Source organism: Apibacter mensalis (genome assembly GCF_001418685.1).
GTDB lineage: Bacteria > Bacteroidota > Bacteroidia > Flavobacteriales > Weeksellaceae > Apibacter > Apibacter mensalis.
The window spans coordinates 1-20,994 of the sequence record NZ_LIVM01000013.1; the positions used below are offsets into that span (position 1 = coordinate 1).

General features: G+C 27.7%; 17 protein-coding genes. 9 read left to right on the forward strand and 8 right to left on the reverse strand.

Annotated elements, in window-relative coordinates; genetic code table 11:
• The 3 genes from ASC36_RS08700 to ASC36_RS08710 all read left to right on the forward strand — a co-directional run.
• A partial coding sequence (locus tag ASC36_RS08700; protein ID WP_055426112.1) for a nucleoid-associated protein occupies positions 1 to 966 on the forward strand: 966 nt, incomplete at its 5' end.
• A 54-nt stretch (positions 967 to 1,020) separates the two neighbouring features.
• Positions 1,021 to 1,650, forward strand: coding sequence for a 4'-phosphopantetheinyl transferase family protein (locus tag ASC36_RS08705; RefSeq protein ID WP_055426113.1), 630 nt, complete (start codon positions 1,021 to 1,023; stop codon positions 1,648 to 1,650).
• Positions 1,651 to 1,699: 49 nt separating this feature from the next.
• On the forward strand, positions 1,700 to 3,574 hold the full coding sequence (locus tag ASC36_RS08710) for a glycosyltransferase (protein ID WP_055426114.1): 1,875 nt from the start codon (positions 1,700 to 1,702) through the stop codon (positions 3,572 to 3,574).
• Between the two features lie 1,919 nt (positions 3,575 to 5,493).
• Here ASC36_RS08710 and pncA read toward each other — a convergent pair.
• Complete coding sequence (gene pncA / locus ASC36_RS08715; protein WP_055426115.1) at positions 5,494 to 6,093, reverse strand: bifunctional nicotinamidase/pyrazinamidase; 600 nt, start codon at positions 6,091 to 6,093, stop codon at positions 5,494 to 5,496.
• Between the two features lie 162 nt (positions 6,094 to 6,255).
• Here pncA and pncB point away from each other — a divergent pair, with 162 nt between their 5' ends.
• Together pncB and ASC36_RS08725 are read left to right on the forward strand one after the other, a co-directional pair.
• A complete protein-coding gene (gene pncB, locus ASC36_RS08720) occupies positions 6,256 to 7,425 on the forward strand; it encodes a nicotinate phosphoribosyltransferase (RefSeq protein WP_055426116.1) in 1,170 nt (389 codons plus the stop codon).
• Between the two features lie 162 nt (positions 7,426 to 7,587).
• Positions 7,588 to 7,809 carry a hypothetical protein gene (locus tag ASC36_RS08725; protein WP_055426117.1) on the forward strand — a complete coding sequence of 74 codons (222 nt, stop codon included), beginning with the start codon at positions 7,588 to 7,590 and terminating at the stop codon, positions 7,807 to 7,809.
• Positions 7,810 to 8,109: 300 nt separating this feature from the next.
• On the opposite strand, the gene ASC36_RS08730 is transcribed toward ASC36_RS08725, so the two are convergent.
• Positions 8,110 to 8,994 carry a GRP family sugar transporter gene (locus ASC36_RS08730; protein ID WP_055426118.1) on the reverse strand — a complete coding sequence of 295 codons (885 nt, stop codon included), beginning with the start codon at positions 8,992 to 8,994 and terminating at the stop codon, positions 8,110 to 8,112.
• A 27-nt stretch (positions 8,995 to 9,021) separates the two neighbouring features.
• Entirely contained in the window at positions 9,022 to 9,801 is a 780-nt protein-coding gene (locus ASC36_RS08735) for an SDR family NAD(P)-dependent oxidoreductase (protein WP_055426119.1), read from the reverse strand.
• Positions 9,802 to 10,341: 540 nt separating this feature from the next.
• On the opposite strand from ASC36_RS08735, the gene ASC36_RS08740 reads away from it, so the two are divergent.
• From ASC36_RS08740 to ASC36_RS08755, 4 genes are all read left to right on the forward strand, one after another.
• On the forward strand, positions 10,342 to 11,394 hold the full coding sequence (locus ASC36_RS08740; protein ID WP_055426120.1) for a lactonase family protein: 1,053 nt from the start codon (positions 10,342 to 10,344) through the stop codon (positions 11,392 to 11,394).
• Between the two features lie 117 nt (positions 11,395 to 11,511).
• Complete coding sequence (gene eno, locus ASC36_RS08745) at positions 11,512 to 12,804, forward strand: phosphopyruvate hydratase (protein WP_055426121.1); 1,293 nt, start codon at positions 11,512 to 11,514, stop codon at positions 12,802 to 12,804.
• A 329-nt stretch (positions 12,805 to 13,133) separates the two neighbouring features.
• Positions 13,134 to 14,417 carry a citrate synthase gene (locus tag ASC36_RS08750; RefSeq protein WP_055426122.1) on the forward strand — a complete coding sequence of 428 codons (1,284 nt, stop codon included), beginning with the start codon at positions 13,134 to 13,136 and terminating at the stop codon, positions 14,415 to 14,417.
• 95 nt (positions 14,418 to 14,512) lie between these two features.
• Positions 14,513 to 15,775: a DUF2851 family protein gene (locus ASC36_RS08755; protein ID WP_055426123.1), complete on the forward strand. Its 1,263-nt coding sequence runs from the start codon at positions 14,513 to 14,515 to the stop codon at positions 15,773 to 15,775.
• A gap of 136 nt (positions 15,776 to 15,911) precedes the next feature.
• On the opposite strand, the gene ASC36_RS08760 is transcribed toward ASC36_RS08755, so the two are convergent.
• The 5 genes from ASC36_RS08760 to porL all read right to left on the reverse strand — a co-directional run bounded on the left by ASC36_RS08760 (position 15,912) and on the right by porL (position 20,940).
• Positions 15,912 to 16,580, reverse strand: coding sequence for a rhomboid family intramembrane serine protease (locus ASC36_RS08760; RefSeq protein WP_055426124.1), 669 nt, complete (start codon positions 16,578 to 16,580; stop codon positions 15,912 to 15,914).
• A gap of 8 nt (positions 16,581 to 16,588) precedes the next feature.
• Complete coding sequence (locus tag ASC36_RS08765; RefSeq protein WP_055426125.1) at positions 16,589 to 17,632, reverse strand: NAD(P)/FAD-dependent oxidoreductase; 1,044 nt, start codon at positions 17,630 to 17,632, stop codon at positions 16,589 to 16,591.
• A gap of 106 nt (positions 17,633 to 17,738) precedes the next feature.
• On the reverse strand, positions 17,739 to 18,674 hold the full coding sequence (gene porN / locus ASC36_RS08770) for a type IX secretion system ring subunit PorN/GldN (RefSeq protein WP_055426160.1): 936 nt from the start codon (positions 18,672 to 18,674) through the stop codon (positions 17,739 to 17,741).
• A gap of 28 nt (positions 18,675 to 18,702) precedes the next feature.
• On the reverse strand, positions 18,703 to 20,229 hold the full coding sequence (porM, locus tag ASC36_RS08775; protein WP_055426126.1) for a type IX secretion system motor protein PorM/GldM: 1,527 nt from the start codon (positions 20,227 to 20,229) through the stop codon (positions 18,703 to 18,705).
• 33 nt (positions 20,230 to 20,262) lie between these two features.
• A complete protein-coding gene (porL, locus tag ASC36_RS08780) occupies positions 20,263 to 20,940 on the reverse strand; it encodes a type IX secretion system motor protein PorL/GldL (RefSeq protein ID WP_055426161.1) in 678 nt (225 codons plus the stop codon).
• Between the last annotated feature and the right edge of the window lie 54 nt (positions 20,941 to 20,994).

Genomic DNA, 20,994 nt, shown 5'->3' on the forward strand with positions numbered 1-20,994 from the left:
GATTTATTCCATCTAAACGAGAAAGAAGAAGAAGAAATGCAGCCCTATTTCCTTTCTCCCTTTAAAAAAAATCTGGAATATTTCCAATTCACACATTATACGAAAGACATAAATTTTAATATTTTATATTCTTTATGTAAAGATATTTTCGAAGATACCATCGATTTTGTTAGTTTTTCAGATAAAGTGTTGGATCATCTTTTTGAAAGATCCAATCATCCACAAATTAAAAATGGCGAAATTTTTATTGCCCTATTCAATGATATTGACATAGGACAAGAAACTAAAATATCCGGCATCGGAATATTTAAATTGGAAAATAAAAATAAATTTATCCGATTTCGTCATTCCGATATTGTAGAATGCGCCATACAGAAAGGTTTTAGGTTAGATTCGCCTATAGATAAGGGTTGTCTAATATTAAATACACATAAAGAAAGCGGTTATAGAGTATTGGTCCATGATGACGCCAAAGTGGAATCTGAATATTGGAAAAAATCTTTTCTGGAAGTAGATTATATTAATGATGATTCATATCAGACTAAAAATTATATTAATTTATTATCCGATTTTTCACAACAAGTAATTTTTGAAGAAAAAGGCAAAAAAATTCAAACCGAATTTATCAGTAATTGTCTACAACTATTTAACGAAAACGAAACTATTACCGAAGAAGTTTTGGAAAAGGAATTGTTAGAAAATTATAATGCAGTAAATGAATTTCAAACATATAAAAAAGATTACTCAGAAAATACAGGTATTCAATTCTCCGAAATATTTGATGTTTCCTCAAGCGCTCTGGCAAGAGAAAAACGAAAAATTAAAACAGACATAAAGTTAGATACTTATATTCAAATTAAATTAGATATTAATAGACCTGAAGCTTCTGAAGATTTTTTAGAGCAAGGATATGATGATGAAAAGAAAATGTTTTATTATAAAGTATTTTATAATTCAGAATTATAATTAACTTAATATAATTTTATATATTTATTTACTGATCTATTTAAATTATCTTAAATGCCTATTGTAGATTTTATTATACCAGATTATTTTACGAGAATAGTTACCTGGAAGGTTAGTGAAACCAATGAAGAATTATTACGGATATTAAAATTAGATAAGATAAGGCAAGGCAAATATGATTTATTAACTCCCAAAAGAAAACGTGAGTATTTAGGATTACGAGCATGTTTAATGGCATTAGGCTTAGATAACAAAGTGAAATACACTAAAGAAGGAAAACCATTTGTTGAGGGAACCTATAATATTTCAGTATCTCATTCACATGGGGTTGTATGTGTTGGCGCTTCTACTTTCAACATTGGGGTAGATATTGAGCTTGAGAGAGATCAAAAAATTAATACCATAAAATATAAATTTATCCGAAAAGATGAATTTGAATATATACCCGACGGCGAAGAGAAAGATTATTATCACATTTTATGGGGGTTAAAAGAGGCTTTATATAAAATACACCATGGTAATTTATGGTCATTTTTAAATCACTATAGGGTAGAACCATTTCATTTAAAAAGTGATAAACCGATAGTATGTTGGATTATTGATGAAAAAGCTAGCGTTAAATATTATGCATATTATAAGAAAATAAACAATTATTATATGACATATGTTCTCAATTATGAATAAAATTTTTTTCTACTTTTGCCGAACTATTTTATAATTAAATATTATATTTTTGAAAAAAGCATTAATTATACAAAATAAATTTATAGGAGATGTGTTAGTTTCCAGTGTACTCGCTAAAAACTTAAAAAAAATATTTCCTGACATCCAAGTTCATTTTTTTTGTTATAACAATGCCATAGATATTCTTCAAAATAATCCTTATATAGATAAAATAATTGGATTTGATGATATTGAGTTAAAAAAATTATCTGTTTTATGGGAGTATACGAAATATATAAAAAATGAAAAATATGATATTCTTTTTGATCCTTATGCAAAATTACAAAGTCGATTTATAACGTTATTTTCTAAAGCTAAAAGCAGAGTTAGTTTTGATAAGCCTTTTTTTAAATATTTTTATACAGATGTTTTTGTTGAAGAAAAATTTCCTAAATTCATTCATTGTACTTCAATTGAAAATAGATGCCTTTTACTTTCTCCCTTCGTAAAAGATTTTACAAAAATTGACTTTCAAACCGAAATATTTTTAACTGACCAAGAAATTGTAAATGCCAAAAATTTAATGATAGATTTCGGAATTAGTTTTACAAAACCTATCATTATTGTTGGAATATTAGGCAGTAGTTTAAAAAAATCTTGGCCTCTATCCTATATGGCTGAATTAATAAATTATCTGTTAGATCAATACGATATAGATATTTTATTCAATTATATACCTAATCAACATAAAGAAGCTGATGCTCTTTTAGAAGATATCAAGTGTAAAGAAAAAATATTTACTTCCATACTTGGTAACAATATAAGGGAGTTTGCAGCAATATTATCTAATTCCGACGCACTTATAGCTAATGAAGGAGGTGCAGTTAATATTGCTAAAGCTATACAAAAGCCATCGTTTTCAATCTTTTCCCCTCACAAATTTAGAAAAGATTGGGGTTGCTATGAAAATTTACTTATTCATAAGAGTTTTCATCTTATGGATGTCTTTCCTGAAATTTACACTGAATATTCACTTAAAGAAATCTTACGAAAGCCTGACCCATTTTATAAACTAATGGACCCGAAAATGTTAATTGGTAAAATTGAAGATTTTCTACAAAATATTCTTGGAATTACTAAATCGAATTCTAATTTATTACATGAAATTGAAAGCAAAAAACCAAAAATAACTGCTTTATGTATAACTTATAATGAAGAAGAAAATGTAGACCGTTTTATGAAGGATATTTCTTTTGCCGATGAGATCATTGTTATTGATTCTTTTAGCACAGATAAAACTAAAGATCGTTTCAAAAAATATCCTAATTTAATTTTCATTGAAAGAAAGTTTGATAATTTTACTAATCAAAAGAATTTTGCAATCGAACACGCTACCCATGATTGGATAGTCTTTTTTGATTTAGATGAACATATTCCAACTGCACTCGTCAATGAGATTTTAATTACTGTAAATTCTCCCAACCCTAAAGATGCTTATTGGATAAGAAGAAATTTTTATTTTAGAGACAAACTTATGCGGCATAGTGGTTGGAAAAATGATAAAGTTATACGATTATTTAAAAAAAACAAATCTATCTATAAAAAAAATAAATTAGTTCATGAAGAAATAGAATGTAAAACCGAACCAGGTTATTTAAAAAACAGATTGGATCATTATTCTTTTAATTCAGAAAAAAAATATTTAGAAAAATTAGATAAATATTCCAAGCTTAAAGCTAAAGAATTATTTGAAAAGGGAATAAAATCTAATTTTTTACATCATCACATTAAACCTATTTATCGTTTTATTCATCATTATATCATTCAATTTGGTTTTTTAGATGGTAAAGAAGGATATGCTATATCTAAAATGTATGCCAAATATGTATCTGATAGATATAAGTATTTAGACCAACTTTGGAAAACAAAAAATAAAAAAAATTGACTTTATAAGCCTATGATTGTACTTAAATAACACTGATGCTTATCCAAGTTATTAATCAAAAAAATATTCATATTATTTATTAAATTGGGAACAAGAACCAAAAATGAATTTGATTTCAATCAAAAAGTTCACTAAAAAACGGGTTATTTATCTTCTATATCTAAAAGGATTATACAAAATAAATTTGTAAAACTAATGAAGTTATAATAACTATAAGCACCAATAAAAATAACGACATTGGCAGATTTTAACGTAAAAAAAAGTTTCGATTGATGGTTCAATGGTATCAATGAAATTATACGAAATTGTAATAATTAATAAAAAAAAATATTTAATATCTAAGTCAGGAAATTTTCATAATAGTTAATGTTAATTTTAAGTACAGGTTTTATCTGTGGGATTTTTTAATTAAAAATCATTATCAACCTTAGTATTTCTATTAATTTATTTGGATTTATAACATATAAATATATTAAAATACTATGGCATGAATTTTGTTTTTATACAAATGTTCATAAGGCAGTGAATTTTCGTAGTAGTTAGTTTTAAGCCCTATTTTCAGTAATAGGGCTTTTTTCATCCCATTCAACAGTATTTATCATATTTAAAAATTATCAATTAAAAATATTTATATATTCATAATTAAACTCAATATATAAATTATAATTAATATTTGTTATGGCATGAATTTTGTTTTTATGTAATTGTTCATAAGGCAGTGAATTTTCATAGTAGTTAGTTTTAAGTCTCACTTTCAATAGTGGGACTTTTTTATTAGCACAATTATTTAATCATACTGTTTTATAGTTAAATTATTTCTATTGAATTATAACATTTAAATACAATTATATATTTACATTATTACATAAATTTTATTTTAACATAATTGCTTATCTGTCATTGAATTTTCATAGTAATTGGTATTAAGTCCTGCTTTGATCATTGATTTTTTATTTAAAAATATCAATATCAACCTTAGTAATTCTAACAATTTATTAAAATGTTATAATGTATAATTACTTTAAATACTATGGCATGAATTTTGTTTTTATATAATTGTTCATAAGGCAGTGAATTTTCATAGTAGTTAGTTTTAAGTCCCACTTTAATAGTGGGACTTTTTTATTTAACACTACATGTAAGTATATTATTCTAATTAACCAATCATTTTTATTAAATTATAATATTTAAATACATTATTTACCGGTGTTATGGCATGAATTTTGTTTTTATATAATTGTTCATAAGGCAGTGAATTTTCATAGTAGTTAGTTTTAAGTCCCACTTTGATAGTGGGACTTTTTTTATTTAACACTACATGTAATTATATTATTTTAATTAATTAATCATTTTTATTAAATTATAATATTTAAATACATTATTTACCGGTGTTATGGCATGAATTTTGTTTTTATGTAATTGTTCATAAGGCAGTGAATTTTCATAGTAGTTAGTTTTAAGTCCCACTTTGATAGTGGGACTTTTTTTTATTTAACACTACATGTAAGTATATTATTTTAATTAATTAATCATTTTTATTAAATTATAATATTTAAATACATTATTTACCGGTATTATGGCATGAATTTTGTTTTTATGTAATTGTTCATAAGGCAGTGAATTTTCATAGTAGTTAGTTTTAAGTCCCACTTTGATAGTGGGACTTTTTTTATTTAACACTACATGTAAGTATATTATTTTAATTAATCAATAATTTTTATTAAATTATAATATTTAAATACATTATTTACCGGTATTATGGCATGAATTTTGTTTTTATATAATTGTTCATAAGGCAATGAATTTTCATAGTAGTTAGTTTTAAGTCCCATTTTCAGGAGTGGGACTTTTTTTTACTATGAATAGGTTATTGAGCTAAAATTGAATTTAATTAGTTATTAATTATATACCTTAAAGGCCTATATATCATTAATAACATTACCTCCATTTTTAATAAATTTCTTTTTGCTATTTTCAAAATTTACTAAATTAATAGCTTTAGTTGCATTTTCAATAATATTTGATTTAAATCCTAACTCTAGTGCATCTTTAGCTGTAAAATATACACAATAATCTGCGGCCAACCCACACACAAAAACCTCATTCACACCTCGTCCTTTTAAAAAATCACCTAAACCTGTACATTTTAATTTTCCATTATCAAAAAATCCACTATAACTGTCAACATTACTATTCATTCCTTTTCTAAAGATCGCTTCAATTTTATTTTGGTTCAATTCCGAAGAAATTTCCGCTCCAAAGGTATTTTGAACGCAATGATCCGGCCATAGAGTCTGTTTAATATTATTTAATTCAATCTTTTCATATTCTTTTTTATTACTGTATTGAGAGGCAAAACTTTTATGACCTTCAGGATGCCAATCTTGAGTTGCAACAACAAGATCAAATTTTTCTTGGATTGAATTAATTATAGGAATTACCTCATTTCCACCTTTTACAGCTAATCTTCCTCCTTGAAGAAAATCATTTTGTATATCAACTATTATTAATGCTTTCATTTATAAAGTTTATGTTATGATCTGATAAAGATAAACTTTTTATTTTTATCTTATATTCAATAAAAATATAAGGTTTTATTAATTAAATAGTTTATAAATAATAGTTTTAATCATAAAAATTGTAACTTTGACAAATATCTTTTTAGAAAATATATTTTAATTATGATAATTAAGTATTTTACCGACAACGATTTATATAAATTTTCAGTAATGAATGCCATACAAAGATTGTATCCATGGGCATATGTTAGATATGATTTTATTAACCGTGGAAAAGATGATTTTCCAAAAGGTTTTGCGGCTAGGTTGAAAGAAGAAATAAATAAAATGATTAGTTTGAAATTAACTAATGATGAAAAAAATTTTATTTTACAAAGATGCTATTTTTTAGATCCATTTTTTGTAGATTTTCTAGAAGGATATAAATATAACCCAGATGAAGTACATGTTTCACAAGAAGGTGGTAAATTAAACCTATATGTTGAAGGATATTGGTATAGAACTGTTTTATGGGAAGTTCCGCTTATGGCCATGATTTCTGAATTATATTTTGAAATGATAGGCACTAAGCCAAAAGATATTGAAATAAAGGCTAAAGAAAAGGCCATTGGACTTAAAAATTTGAAAGCAGATTATTCTGAATTTGGCACTCGAAGAAGATATTCTTTTGACGTTCAAGATAAAGTAGTAGGAATATTAAAGGAAAATTCTGATAAATATTTTAAAGGGACCAGTAATGTGTATTTAGCTATGAAATATAATACTACTCCTATCGGAACTATGCCTCATGAATGGTTTATGTATCACGGAGCTTTATTTGGTTATCGCTCTGCTAACATAAAAGCATTAGAGGCTTGGGTAGATGTTTTTCAAGGAAGCCTCGGTATTACCTTAACTGATACTTATACTACACAGTCATTTTTTAAATCCTTTAATTTAAAATTAGCTAAATTGTTTGATGGAGTACGTTGTGATAGTGGCGACCCTTTGGAATTTACAGAAAAAATTATTGATTTTTATAATAAAAATAGAATTGATCCTTCTTCTAAAACTATAGTATTTAGCGATTCATTAAATTTAACTGAAATTAAAAAAATTAAAGAACACGTCAAAGATAGAATTCATGACACCTATGGTATCGGTACATACTTATCTAATGATGTTGGTGTTAAACCCCTTAACATGGTGATTAAATTAACTCATGTAAAAGAAAAACCAAGTGATGAATATTTAAATGCTGTAAAATTATCGGATGTGTTAGGAAAAAATACCGGCGACGAAAATGAAATAAATTTTAGTAAATTATCATTAGGCTTAAATGTAGATTTGTAAATTCAATGGAATAATAATTTTATTACTTTTGGTTGCTTTTAAATTTGAATTGTTTAAATATATTGTTTTTAACTATTTTCAGATGTTTTTTTGAACCTCTATAAGTTTTGATGATATAAACTTATTTATTTCTTTGGTTCCTTAAAATTATTTGTCAATCCAATGGATTGGCATATATTTGAGTATATTCTTATGTTAAAAATATTACAAAGATATACCTGCTTATCAAAAGTGATTCTTCAAGCTTTGTCATTGGAACGCAAACTTATTATGGAAGATTTAACCAAAGCCTTAAATTTAGAGCATATATATGCACCAACTACTCCTACACTAACATGCTCAGAAAATCTTCAATTATACCAGATAATAGTAATACCTGTATAGGTATTAACAGGTTTAACCTTATCAGACTAACAACTTATTATTGCTGTAAAATTAGGTGATGAAAATCGTGGAATAAAAGATTACAATCTTTATACTTAATTTTTAACAGGTTTCTCTAAATTTTATGATACATTAAGATATTAATTTATTTAAGAAGTTTTTTTGTATCAAATATTTTACATAGTTCCTTATCTAATTAATTAAACAACTGTTTCAAAATTAATTATACTTTTGCCATTCCTTTAAGTCATTCAATTAAATTTTTATATTATTTTCTATAATCGTTGTCAATTTCTAATTTTAAATATTATCAAAAAATCCGGATAAATAAATAAAAAACAATCCTAAAACGATGATAGCCATTCCCATTATGGATGATAGCCATTCTTTCTTGGTCTTCATCTCCTTATTAATATATACTCCGGCTATTACGGACACAATAATTGAAGCTTGACCTACCGGATAAGCTACTGACAGTCCTAATTTCATTTGAGAAACTAATATTGCTATATTACCTAATGCCCAAATAACTCCAACTATACTATTTTTGATAGCAATAATTTTATATGGATTGACTTTAAAAAATAAAAAGGCTATAATATTAATTCCAAGTATTTGTCCAACTGATTGTGGTAAAAGGCTAGACCATCCCTCTATATTATAATATTTTAAAATTCCTACATATAGAGTAAAACCTAAAGAAGAAAACAAATTAACAGTTATACCTTTACCCCAATATATTTTTTCCTCATTTTCACCTACTCCCAATTCCTTATATGATGTAAAAACGATACCTATAATTATTAATCCTAAGGCTGTAAAACCGCATATTTTAGAATTAAATGTTGACCAATCTCCTAAAAACATTCCCAATATAGAAGTGCCTATAATCTGTGTTCCATTTGAAATAGGCATAGATTTAGAAACCCCTAAATACTTCAATCCCATGTATTGCCCTACTGATCCAAAAGCCCAAAATAACCCGGATGCTATACCGATCCATATAATATGAGGATCTATTATAGGTTGTTTTATAGCATAAACTATACAAGCAAATATAAAGCTACCTATTGCAACACCCAATGATTGTTCAATAACTTTCCCTCCAATATAAGTGGAAATAACAGGAACAAAACCCCAAGATAAAATAGGAATACAGGCTATTAAAAAGTCCGTTATATTCATATTTTAAAAATTACTGTATAGATTCATCTAAGCATTTTGACCTAAAATAGATAATGCACCATCTACAGTATAGGTAGATCCTGTAACATAGGAACTTGCTTCAGAAGCTAAAAATAAAGCTACATTAGCAACTTCCTCAGGGGTACCTCCTCTTTTCATAGGGATGATATTTTCTTTTTCTTTCAATAAGTTAGCATCATCTGTAAATTTCTTATTTATAGGAGTAAGTATCATTCCGGGAGCAATATTATTAACCGTTAATTCCTTTGGTGCTAACTCTATTGCTAGAGTTCTTGCTAAATTTCTCATACCTGCTTTAGCGGTATTATAATCAGCATCACCCGGTCTACAGATGTATTCATGTATAGAAGTTACATTTATAATACGAGACCCTTTATAAGAATTATTTTTCTTCTTAAGATTTAAAAATTCCTTTATACAGTAGAAAGGACCATATAAATTGGTTTTTATGGTTTTATCCCAATCTTCAATATTCATATTTTCAACACACATATTTTTACCATTGATTCCGGCATTATTTACTAAAATATCTATATCTCTAAAATCTTGATTTATATGATCAAAAAAATTTTGCGTTTCTTTATAATCAGAGATATTTACCTGGTAAGCCTTAACTTTTATATTCAATCCGGATAATTCTTTTACTAAATTCTCTGCTCTATCTTTACCTGAGTGGTATGTAATAATAACGTTGGCTCCTTCTTGTGCAAATTTGGTGGCAATTGATTTACCTATACCTGAGCTTGAACCAGTCACCAATGCTGTTTTATTTTGTAAAATTCCCATATCTAAATTATTTTATTTATAAATTAATTCATATTTTTTTAGCTTTTAATGTAAAATATTATTATACTTCTATATAGTATTTAAAAAAATGATATATTTTACAGCATTAATTCATCAATAATTAACAACACTAACTGAAGTTTTAAATGCTATTTTTAAACCCTATTTTATTGACATTAAATTAAAATGAGCAATTAATCACAATTTATTGACTTTATTAACTCAATAACGCTATTAAATCTCTTTGTTAAATTCTAATTAGTAGTAAGTAATTCTAGTATAATAGTAAGTAGTTATGTAATAAAAACAAATATTTTATGTATCATTTTATTATCAAAACAAAAATATCAGTTTTTATTATAAATGTTTTCTAATATAAATAATACATGATTTAAATAAATGTTAAGCATTATAAATCCGTATAAAACCAAATATATTATTTAATTATATAGATACCTCATTTAGTATCACATTTATACTTCAAAGTTATAAAAATAATTTATAACTTTATATAAATATTTTAATATATAAAAAAGAAAAATGAAATTTTATTTAGTTATAGGTACTTATACTGACGGAGAAAGTAATGGTATCTATATTTATGATTTTGATTCAGAAACAGGTAATACCTCATTTATTGATAATGTTTCGATAAACAATCCTTCCTATTTAGTTATAAACCACAAAAAAAATCACATATATTCTGTTAGTGAAAATGAGGATAAGGAGAGTTCAACAGTTAATTCCTTCCTATTTAACAAAGTGTCAGGAAAAATATCTTTTCAGAATTCTCAATCTGCCTATGGTGCGGCGCCATGCTATATTAATATTGGATATCAAGATAAATATATAGTTACGGCTAATTATATCGGGGGTAGTATTTCAGTTTTTAAGACAAAGTCTGACGGAAGTCTAAGCCCTATGATTCAGCAAGTCAATTTTTCAGGAAGTAGTATACACGATGTAAGACAAAATCAATCACACCTTCATTGTGTAGTATTCTCTCCGGATTATAAATATCTTTTTGCAACAGATTTAGGTAGTGATAGAATTTATAGATTCAGTGTAAATTACTCCACAGAGAATAATTTTCTATCCTTTCTCGATCCTGCTTATATTAATGTTGCTCCCGGCTCCGGCCCGCGTCACCTAGTTTTTCATCAAAATAAAAAATTTGCTTACCTAATTAATGAATTGGGTGGAACGATAGTTGTTTTTAAATATAAAGATGGTAATTTAGAAGAAATTCAAACGACTGTTTCTGATGAATATAAAGCAGAAGGAAGTGCTGATATTCATATTCACCCCAATGGAAAATTTTTATATTCTTCAAACAGATTAAAAAAGGACGGTATCTCTATATTTGGTATTGATCAAATCACTGGTAAATTAACGCCTATTGATTATGAGAGAACAAATATTAATCCCAGAAATTTTGTAATATCACCGAATGGTAAATTTTTGTTAGTAGCTAATCAAGACAGCGATACCATTCAATTTTTTTCAATAGATCAAAACTCAGGATTTTTACAAGATACGAATCAAAATATTAAGATAGATATGCCGGTATGCTTAAAATTTATTTATCCATAAACAATTTTATGTTTTATATTAATTAAATTACATTAAAAAATAAACAATTCATAACCACTATATATTAATAAATGAGTATTTTTGTATAAAATTTTAACAAACAAATTTTATAATATTATGAGTCTAATAGCACAAATTCATGCAAGACAAATCTTGGATTCCAGAGGAAATCCAACAGTAGAAGTTGATGTAATCACTGAATATGGTACTTTGGGAAGAGCTGCTGTTCCATCTGGAGCATCAACTGGTGAATATGAAGCTGTTGAATTAAGAGATGGAGGAAAAGAGTATTTAGGGAAAGGAGTACAAAAGGCTGTTGAAAATGTAAATGATGTTATTGCACCTGAATTAGTTGGAGTTGATGTCTTTGAACAAGCTTTAATAGATAAAACAATGATTGACCTGGATGGTACTCCTAATAAAGGTAAATTAGGTGCTAATGCTATTTTAGGAGTATCTTTAGCTGTTGCTCAGGCTGCCGCAAAAGAATTAGGATTACCATTATATCGATATGTAGGAGGTGTAAACGGTAAAGTACTTCCTGTACCTATGATGAATATCATCAATGCAGGTGCGCATTCAGATGCTCCAATAGCATTTCAGGAATTTATGATTATGCCTGTTGCTGCAGATTGTTATTCTACTGCAATTCGTATGGGAACAGAAATTTTCCATTCTCTTAAGAAAGTTTTACATGACAGGGGGCTAAGCACTGCAGTAGGTGATGAAGGTGGTTTTGCTCCTAACTTTAAAAATATTGAAGATGCTTTAGATACTATTTTAGATGCTATTAAAAAAGCCGGATATACACCGGGTCAAGATGTTATGTTGGCTTTAGATTGTGCTTCTTCCGAATTTTTCAAAGACAATAAATATGATTATTCAATCTTTGAAGGTCAAGGAGGAAAAATAAGAACCAGTGAAGAACAGGCTTCTTATTTAGCTGAATTAACAGAAAAATATCCAATTATCTCTATTGAGGATGGTATGGATCAAAACGACTGGGCAGGTTGGAAAATCCTTACCGAAAAAATTGGTGAAAAAGTACAATTAGTTGGTGATGATTTATTTGTAACCAATGTTAAGAGACTTGAAGATGGTATTAAACAAAAAGTTGGTAACTCAATTTTAATTAAAGTTAATCAAATTGGAACTCTAACAGAAACGATTGATGCTGTACAAATGGCTCAAAACGCCGGATATACTGCCGTGATGTCCCATCGTTCCGGAGAAACAGAAGACAACACAATTGCAGATCTTGCTGTTGCATTAAACTGTGGTCAAATTAAAACAGGTTCTGCTTCAAGATCTGACCGCATGGCTAAATACAATCAATTATTAAGAATTGAAGAAAGTTTAGGTGAAGTTGCTGTTTATCCTCAATTCAAAGCATTCAAAGTCGAAAGATAATTTATTATATTAATAAAGACAAAACGGAAGGGTTAGTTAAATCTTTCCGTTTTTTATTATACTAATTAATCCAAACAATATCCAATATAAAAATTAATAATTAATTATATTGGAAGAATACGTTTTTTTCATATATTTGATAAGTACACTTATTTTTACTTTAAAAAACTATAAAGATGAAAAATTCTTATTTAAACTGGTAATTCTAAATTTACTGTTATTTTTACAGTTTTATTCAATAATTCTTGTATAATTTTTTTTCTAATAATTTTAATTTCATATATTTCACAAGCATAAAAAAACTAATAAAATTAGAAAGAACATAAAATATGTCAGAGACAGTAAAATTATTCCATGAAGGTAAAGAATATGAATATCCAATTGTTGAGAGTGTTATTGGAGACAGAGGTATAAATATTTCTAAATTACGAGATGAAACGGGACTAATTACTTTAGATGTAGGTTTCAAAAACACTGGCGCTACTAAGAGTACTATTACATATCTTGATGGAGACTTAGGGCAATTATATTATCGAGGATATCCTATTGAACAAATTGCTAAGAAATCAACCTTTACAGAGGTTATGTATTTATTATTAGAAGGAGAACTTCCTACTTTGGAGCAATTAAACAAATTTGAAGGAGATATAAAAAAGAATAGTTTAGTTAGTGAAGAGATGAAACAAATTCTAAAAGCATTCCCTCGATCTGCACACCCAATGGGCGTTTTATCAACTCTTACAAGTGCCTTAACTGCTTTCAATCCTCATGCTGTTAATGTCAAATCTGAAAAAGATCTATATAATGCTTATACCTTATTATTAGGTAAATTTCCTGTTTTATGCGCTTGGACTTATCGTTTAAAATTAGGTTTGCCATTAAATTATGCTAATAATAGGCTAGATTATCCTCATAATATTTATCAAATGATGTTCAGAATGCCAACTGAAGATTTAGAAATTGATGAAGTTTTTGTAGATGCAATCAATAAACTGCTTATACTACATGCAGATCATGAACAAAATTGCTCTGCTTCTACAGTGAGAATGGTTGGATCTGCACAAACCGGTTTATTTGCTTCAATTTCGGCAGGCGTTTCTGCTCTTTGGGGACCATTACACGGAGGGGCTAACCAAGCCGTAATAGAAATGTTGGAAATGATCAAAGACGATGGTGGTGACCTTCAAAAATGGATCGATAAGGCAAAATCTAAAGATGATAGTTTCCGTTTAATGGGATTTGGTCACCGTGTATATAGAAATTTTGATCCTAGAGCTAAGGTTATAAAAAAAGTTGCAGACGATGTATTTAGTAGACTAGGAGTTGAAGATGAAACACTTGAAATTGCTAAAAAGTTAGAAGAAGTAGCTTTAAATGATCCTTATTTTATCGAGAAAAAACTATATCCTAATGTTGATTTTTATTCCGGAATTATATATCGAGCCTTAGGTATTCCTACAGAAATGTTTACCATAATGTTTGCTTTAGGAAGATTACCCGGATGGATTGCTCAATGGAAAGAAATGAGAATGAATAATGAGCCTATTAACAGACCAAGACAAATCTATATCGGCAATCCAAAACGTGATTATATTGATATAGATAAAAGATAATATAATCTATCTTAAAAAAAGTTTTAGCTAAATTGCTAAAACTTTTTTATTTTTCATTAATTTTATCTTATTAATTACTTGAATAGGAATAAATTATGAAAGAAGAGTTACTACACCATATTTGGCAATTTAAAAAATTTAATACACAAAATTTATATACTATAGAAGGAAATAAAGTTGAAATTATTGATGTAGGTTCTTATAATACGAATGCCGGCCCGGATTTTATTTTTGCAAGAATAAAAATAGATAATATAGAATGTAATGGAAATGTTGAAATTCATGTAAAATCATCAGATTGGTCTAAACATAATCTTGACAACAACTATTCAAATTTAATTTTACATGTAGTCTATGAGGTCGACGATAATAACAATAAAATTCTTAATTCATATTTTCCAATTCTCGAGCTCAAATCTTATATATCCAATGAAATTCGGAATAACTACAATCTATTGGGAAATAGCACATTCCAATTTATTCCTTGTGAAAATTTGATTAACAATTCATTATTTTCAAATATTTTTTCTGTTTCTGAGAATTTATATTTGGATAAATTAGAAAATAAATGTGTCCATATTTATGATATTTTGAAAAGAAAAAAGAATGATTGGGAAGCTACTCTTACAACAGTTTTAGCGCATACGTTAGGTCTCAAAATAAATGCAGATGCATTTGAACACTTATTTTTATCTTTAGATTATAGAATCATTAGGAAAATTTCTAAGAGTCAATTTCAAATGGAATCTTTATTATTCGGAATAACTCATGATTTAAAAAATAAGAGGGATAGTTACCCTCAAGATTTATATAAAGAATTTAAATTTATACAAACAAAATTTAATATACCGAATAAGTTTATTGACGTAAAATATTTTAGGTTAAGGCCCTTAAATTTTCCCTCTATTAGATTATCTCAACTTGCAAACATTATTTCAAAATATCAAAATTTATTTTCATATATCATCGGAATAAAATCAGTAAATCAATATTATCGTCTTCTGGATGATGTAAAATCATCCGATTATTGGACTGATCATTATGTTTTTGATAAAAAAACAGTACGTGGTAATGAAAAAAAGTTATCTAAGTCTCAAAAAGACTTGATTATTCTTAATGCATTTCTACCGATAAAATTTGCATATTCTAAAAATATCGGTAAACCCTTGGAAGAGGAAATTTTTGAAATCCTTTATGAAATAAGATCTGAAAATAATTCGATTATACAAAAATATAATAATTTAGGAGTTAAATTCAATTCGGCTTTAGACTCACAAGCATATCTCTATTTATATAAAAACAAGTGCCTGAAAAAACAATGTTTAAGCTGTGTAATAGGATATAAAATTCTAAAATAAAAAAATTATTTACCTTTAATTTTTAAGGTTATTTAACTAAGAATTACAAATCTTATGAAAGTATTTATAAGGTTTAAATTTATGGTATAGTTATATAATACTTTCAAAAATATGACTCTATGATTAACTTACTAATTTAATCGTTATATTTATTAAAAGCTAAATATATCAAATAAATCAGTGGAATCAACATAAACAGTAAATATAATGGCCTAAAATTAATTAAAGGATAGTACGGATACATAATGACAAATCCTAAGCCACTGAGTATACCAAAAATTGCTCCACCTAAATGAGCATCATGCCCAATGTTTCCCAATTGAGTTTTCATACCATATAATGAATAGGTTAAATAAATAATACCGAATATCCAACCCGGTATTGAGAAAGGTAAGGGAAAAATCCCAATTGAAATTTGTGAATTTAGAATTATAGAAGCAAATAAAATTCCGGATACTCCACCCGAAGCTCCTATTGCACTGTAATATGGATTATTTTTATGCATCCATAATGCCAAAAAATTACCAATAATAATTGAACCGAAATAAGTTATAATGAAAAATGGTACACCATAGTTTAATATAAAGTTTGAAAAAAAATAAAAAGTATACATATTAAAAAACAGATGGGCAATATCTCCATGTAAAAATGCTGAGGTCACCATCCTATCCCATTGTTTTCCTTTTAGAATAGTATCAATATTAAATTTATATCTATTAAAAAAAATCTGATCATTAAAACCTTTAAAACTAATTAAACCGGTGATAATAATTATGCCTATAACAATAATATTTGAACTTTCCATTTATGCATTTATAAATTAAATCTTTTGATACTAACTTCCGAAAGTAATTCTTTAGAATTTTCCATAAAATGGTATAATTCTTCCGCCATAATAGGGGCTAACATTACTCCTCTACTACCTAAGCCGTTAAATATAAACATATTTTTAAATTCAGGATGCTCCCCTAATAAAGGTCGTCTGTCGACAACGGTTGGTCTTATTCCTGCAAATTTTTTGACAATTTTATAATCAATATTTAAAAATTTATTTAAACTATTAATTAATTCATTTTGACCTTCTTCAGATATTTCATCATTCACTTCACGATAATGGTAGGTAGCCCCTATATAATAATAATCCTTATCCATAGGCATAATAAAAACTTTTGATTTTACAATATCGGTAAGGCCTAATCCATTTGCATGTATAACCATAGTTTCTCCTTTAACACCTTCCATGGGCAGATAGTTAAAATAAGGATTATATTTCAAAGAATAACCATCACAAAAAACGATTTTTTTTGTTTTAATACCTTTATATTCATAATAATTTATTTCCTTGTTTAAATGATTAAAATCAAATATATCATCGATTAACCTATTATCCTTAAGTAAAAATTTTCTAAATTCTCTTAAAAGTTCTCTTACAAATATTTTACCTGATTTATAAACTTTCCCCATACCAAAATTTGCTATAATATTTGGATTAACTGAATCATAAATTTCCGGATCTAAAAATGGTTTTAAATTTTCATTCCTTTCAGACTTTTTTTTCCATGTTCTAACTTCATCCTCATTGGCAAAAATCCTGTATAAATCTGAATTATATATTAATTTTACTTTTAATAAAATTTCAAAATCTTTAAATTCTTTAAGTAATTTATTGATTTCTATTTCAGCATTCCAAACAGGTGTAAATCTTTTTAATACCACGGGATTATACATCCCCGATGAAACAAATGAGGCAGAATTAGAAACTATATCAATTATTTTATATGATTTATTTTCTTTTAATAATCTATGAGCCAAGCAAGAACCTGCCAATCCCTGGCCTATAATAAGATAATCTAGCATACATTTTTTATTATCAGGAAATAATATTATTTTTTAATAGTAAAGTTAAAAAAAAGTCCTGAATCAAAAGCTTGATTCAGGACAGTACAGGGTTAAAATTCGGTTATTAATAATTCCACATATTATTTTCTTTCTGTAGAATTTCATTTTTAATTCTATTACTTTCTTCAAGCTGAGATTTTGCATCTCCAGGTATATAATTAGAAATTAGCCCATCACCATATTCGGATTGTGATTTATAAATAATAGAACTAAATCTTCTAGCATTTAAAACGTCATCATATGTAATAGATGATGATCCATTTTTAGGATTATATATTGTACAATTTGATAAAACCTCTCTTGCTCCTGGATAAAAAATCCAAAATAAGTCAATCATTTCTTCATCTCCTTGATATCCTAACATTGTAGCTTCTGAAAGACCTAATACTTGAGGATCTGGTCCCATAGGTGCAATTCCCAACAAACGATACTTCATTTGTCCTAATCTTTTATCTATGTACCACATTCCTTTTATCTTAATTAATTTAACGCTACGCGTATCGGTTTTATAATGATCAACCCCCTCGATAAGATCTTGAGCAGTAATTTCTTCCCCTGAGGCTCTTTTATCTTGAAGCCATTCAGATTCTCTTATTGCTTGAATTTTACTTTGAAGATTTTCAGGAGAAATTCTTGATGTAAAGTTATCATCATCATATACTTCAGTTATATTACCTGAATCGATACCTTTAAATAGAGCATCGTATAAAGATATATAAGTTGCTGTAACATCTTCATAAGAATAGTAATAAGGTTGATTTAATTTTTCATTTAAATCTATAATCTCCCATACTACTTTAGACCACAAAATATCTTTATCTTCAATATACCCGTAAGGTAGAACAGTCGGAGCAGTTGAGATTGTGTCAGTTCCATTTACAATATCATACCCCTCTTCTCTCATTTCTCTTAATTCTACAGGGGATTTTGCATTTAAGATATTTTGTGCAAATGCTCCTGAACTTATTAAGACTGTTAAGCTAAGTAATAAAGATTTCATGTTAAAAATAGTATTATTAATTTCTTTTTTATTGAACATTTATAAGAATAGGTGAAATACTTTGTTGAGAAATTCCTGATGCTGTTGCAGCAATATCAAATATTAATACTTGATCACCTGATTTTAATCCTTTTAAATAATCTGCAGCTGATCTTAATGAATTACCTGAATAAGGTCTTGCAGCAGCACCCGGCCTCTTTAATTTGAATCCTGTAACGTTAAAGGTAACTGGGAATTCAAAATCCGGTATAGCCGCAGATACTGTTTGATTAGGCACAGAACTAGCCGGCATACTTACTACATTAGCACCTCGAATGGTACCTTGCGCTTTAGGTACATTCTTAATTCTAAATGCTACGGTAGTAGAAACAGTTTTACCTGAAGAAGTTTTACCTGATATCGTAAAGTTTGTTGTTGTTCCTGGTCCAGCTTTGTATATCCAACCTTTACCAGCTCGTGTTAGACTACCGTTAGATGTACTCATGCTTATGGTAGAAGCATCTACTCCAGTAACAGATCCACTCATTGGGTTTTCAACTCCTCTATAAACTACGTTCATTTTATCCGCTACTACAGTTCCTCCGGTTGGTAAATCTTTTACAACATCTTGAACAACTTCATAAGTTTCATTAAATGGTTCCGTTTTAATACCATTTGGTGTTTGGTAAGAAATATTTCCCGATAAACGTTGTTTGCCTATTCCAGATGCAACCATATTAACTACTGCTTTTCCTCCAGATAATGGTATATTTCTTCCATTTAAAGTTATTGAACCTTTTAATGAATTGTCATACGCCCCAAAACCAATAGTAACATTAAATTTCTCTCCTGCTCTAACAAATTTAGGAGCAGACACAATAGGTACAAAGGCTTTTAATTCAATTTCATCTTCAAGTTTATTAGCCAATAAATCTCTAACTCTATTACCTTCTTCAGTTCTAATGTTTGATTGTAATCTTGTCAAGTTGGTTAGTGCTGAGATCATAGGTTGATCGTAAAACTGATTTACAATCCATGGTTTATTTTGTTTATCTGAAAAATCAAACAATTGATCTATTCTCGCCTTTGCTTTTTCATTAGCTCCTTGCAATATAAATTTAGTAAAATCTTGTACTTTAGCTATCATTTCTTCTACAGCCTTAGTAGGTGTGTTATCATTTACAAAAAATATTTTATTAACTACATCTGTATTTTGAAGAGAATTATAATTGGTTTCTTCACCTGCTGATGGAGGAGTATAATCTGCAGCTGTTGCCAAATGATTTTTTACTTCTTCAATCGCTTCAATAGCTGTTTGTGCTTGTTTTTTAACCTCATCTGATTTTTTCGCTATCTCTACATATCCTTCATTTCCATCTGCCTTCTTAGCTTCTATTTGATCATAAAAGGTTTTATTATTTTCATCTGTTAATTTAGTGGATAATTGTAAAGATTCATTTATACCTTCAAAAGAACGTAAAACCTCTCTGTCCACATTCATTGCCAACATAGCAATAAACACTAAATACATTAGGTTTATCATCTTCTGGCGTGGTGTCTGTTTTCCTGCTGCCATTTTTACTTATTTAATTTTTAAAATTTAAAATTATTAAGCTTTCATGGCATTAAGCATACCACCATATACCTTATTTAAATTATTTAGATTTGCTGTTAATTCAGCCAATTGTTTTTGGAATGTATGAGAATACTCCCCTGCTTTTGATAAGTCATCTACAAATTTTTGGTTTGCTTCTGTATATCTCTTACCATTATCTAATTGTAATTGGTATAATGCATTTAAATTTTCTAAATGAGAGGAAGCTATACTTAATTGATTCTTATATTTCTCTGTAACAGTACTTGCCTCAACGGTTTTATTTATCCCTTCAACAGCATGACCAAAGTTTTCAATACCCCCTCGTAATCTTTCTAATAATCCTGCATCTAACTTGGCTTGAGAAAGCATTTGATCTAATTTCGTAGATAAAGAAATCTCAGCTTCTTGTATTGAAGAATCTTGAATTTTAGATTTTGATCTTTTCTGTGCTGATGATCCATCTATTAATTCCGGATATGCTTTTTCCCACTCATATTCTGCCGGAGGTGGATCAAAAGCAAATACAACAAATATGAACGCTTCCACAATTAAACCTATTGCTAATATAGCACTACCGGTTATAGGGCCTAATCCCCAGTGATTAATTTTAAATAAAGCACCAATGATAACTACTGCTGCACCTAAAGAGTACACCATATTTAACACCTTATCCTTTGAATTTGTTTTCATTGCCATTTTTTTAAATTTTTCTAAATTATTAATCTATATTATATATTATTTATT

Bases quoted from the DNA above. Each gene is read 5' to 3' on its own strand.
- ASC36_RS08705 (WP_055426113.1), top strand. From the start codon at position 1,021: ATGCCTATTGTAGATTTTATTATACCAGATTATTTTACGAGAATAGTT.
- pncA (WP_055426115.1), bottom strand. From the start codon at position 6,093: ATGAAAGCATTAATAATAGTTGATATACAAAATGATTTTCTTCAAGGA.
- pncB (WP_055426116.1), top strand. From the start codon at position 6,256: ATGATAATTAAGTATTTTACCGACAACGATTTATATAAATTTTCAGTA.
- ASC36_RS08725 (WP_055426117.1), top strand. From the start codon at position 7,588: ATGGATTGGCATATATTTGAGTATATTCTTATGTTAAAAATATTACAA.
- ASC36_RS08730 (WP_055426118.1), bottom strand. From the start codon at position 8,994: ATGAATATAACGGACTTTTTAATAGCCTGTATTCCTATTTTATCTTGG.
- ASC36_RS08735 (WP_055426119.1), bottom strand. From the start codon at position 9,801: ATGGGAATTTTACAAAATAAAACAGCATTGGTGACTGGTTCAAGCTCA.
- ASC36_RS08740 (WP_055426120.1), top strand. From the start codon at position 10,342: ATGAAATTTTATTTAGTTATAGGTACTTATACTGACGGAGAAAGTAAT.
- eno (WP_055426121.1), top strand. From the start codon at position 11,512: ATGAGTCTAATAGCACAAATTCATGCAAGACAAATCTTGGATTCCAGA.
- ASC36_RS08750 (WP_055426122.1), top strand. From the start codon at position 13,134: ATGTCAGAGACAGTAAAATTATTCCATGAAGGTAAAGAATATGAATAT.
- ASC36_RS08755 (WP_055426123.1), top strand. From the start codon at position 14,513: ATGAAAGAAGAGTTACTACACCATATTTGGCAATTTAAAAAATTTAAT.
- ASC36_RS08760 (WP_055426124.1), bottom strand. From the start codon at position 16,580: ATGGAAAGTTCAAATATTATTGTTATAGGCATAATTATTATCACCGGT.
- ASC36_RS08765 (WP_055426125.1), bottom strand. From the start codon at position 17,632: ATGCTAGATTATCTTATTATAGGCCAGGGATTGGCAGGTTCTTGCTTG.
- porN (WP_055426160.1), bottom strand. From the start codon at position 18,674: ATGAAATCTTTATTACTTAGCTTAACAGTCTTAATAAGTTCAGGAGCA.
- porM (WP_055426126.1), bottom strand. From the start codon at position 20,229: ATGGCAGCAGGAAAACAGACACCACGCCAGAAGATGATAAACCTAATG.
- porL (WP_055426161.1), bottom strand. From the start codon at position 20,940: ATGAAAACAAATTCAAAGGATAAGGTGTTAAATATGGTGTACTCTTTA.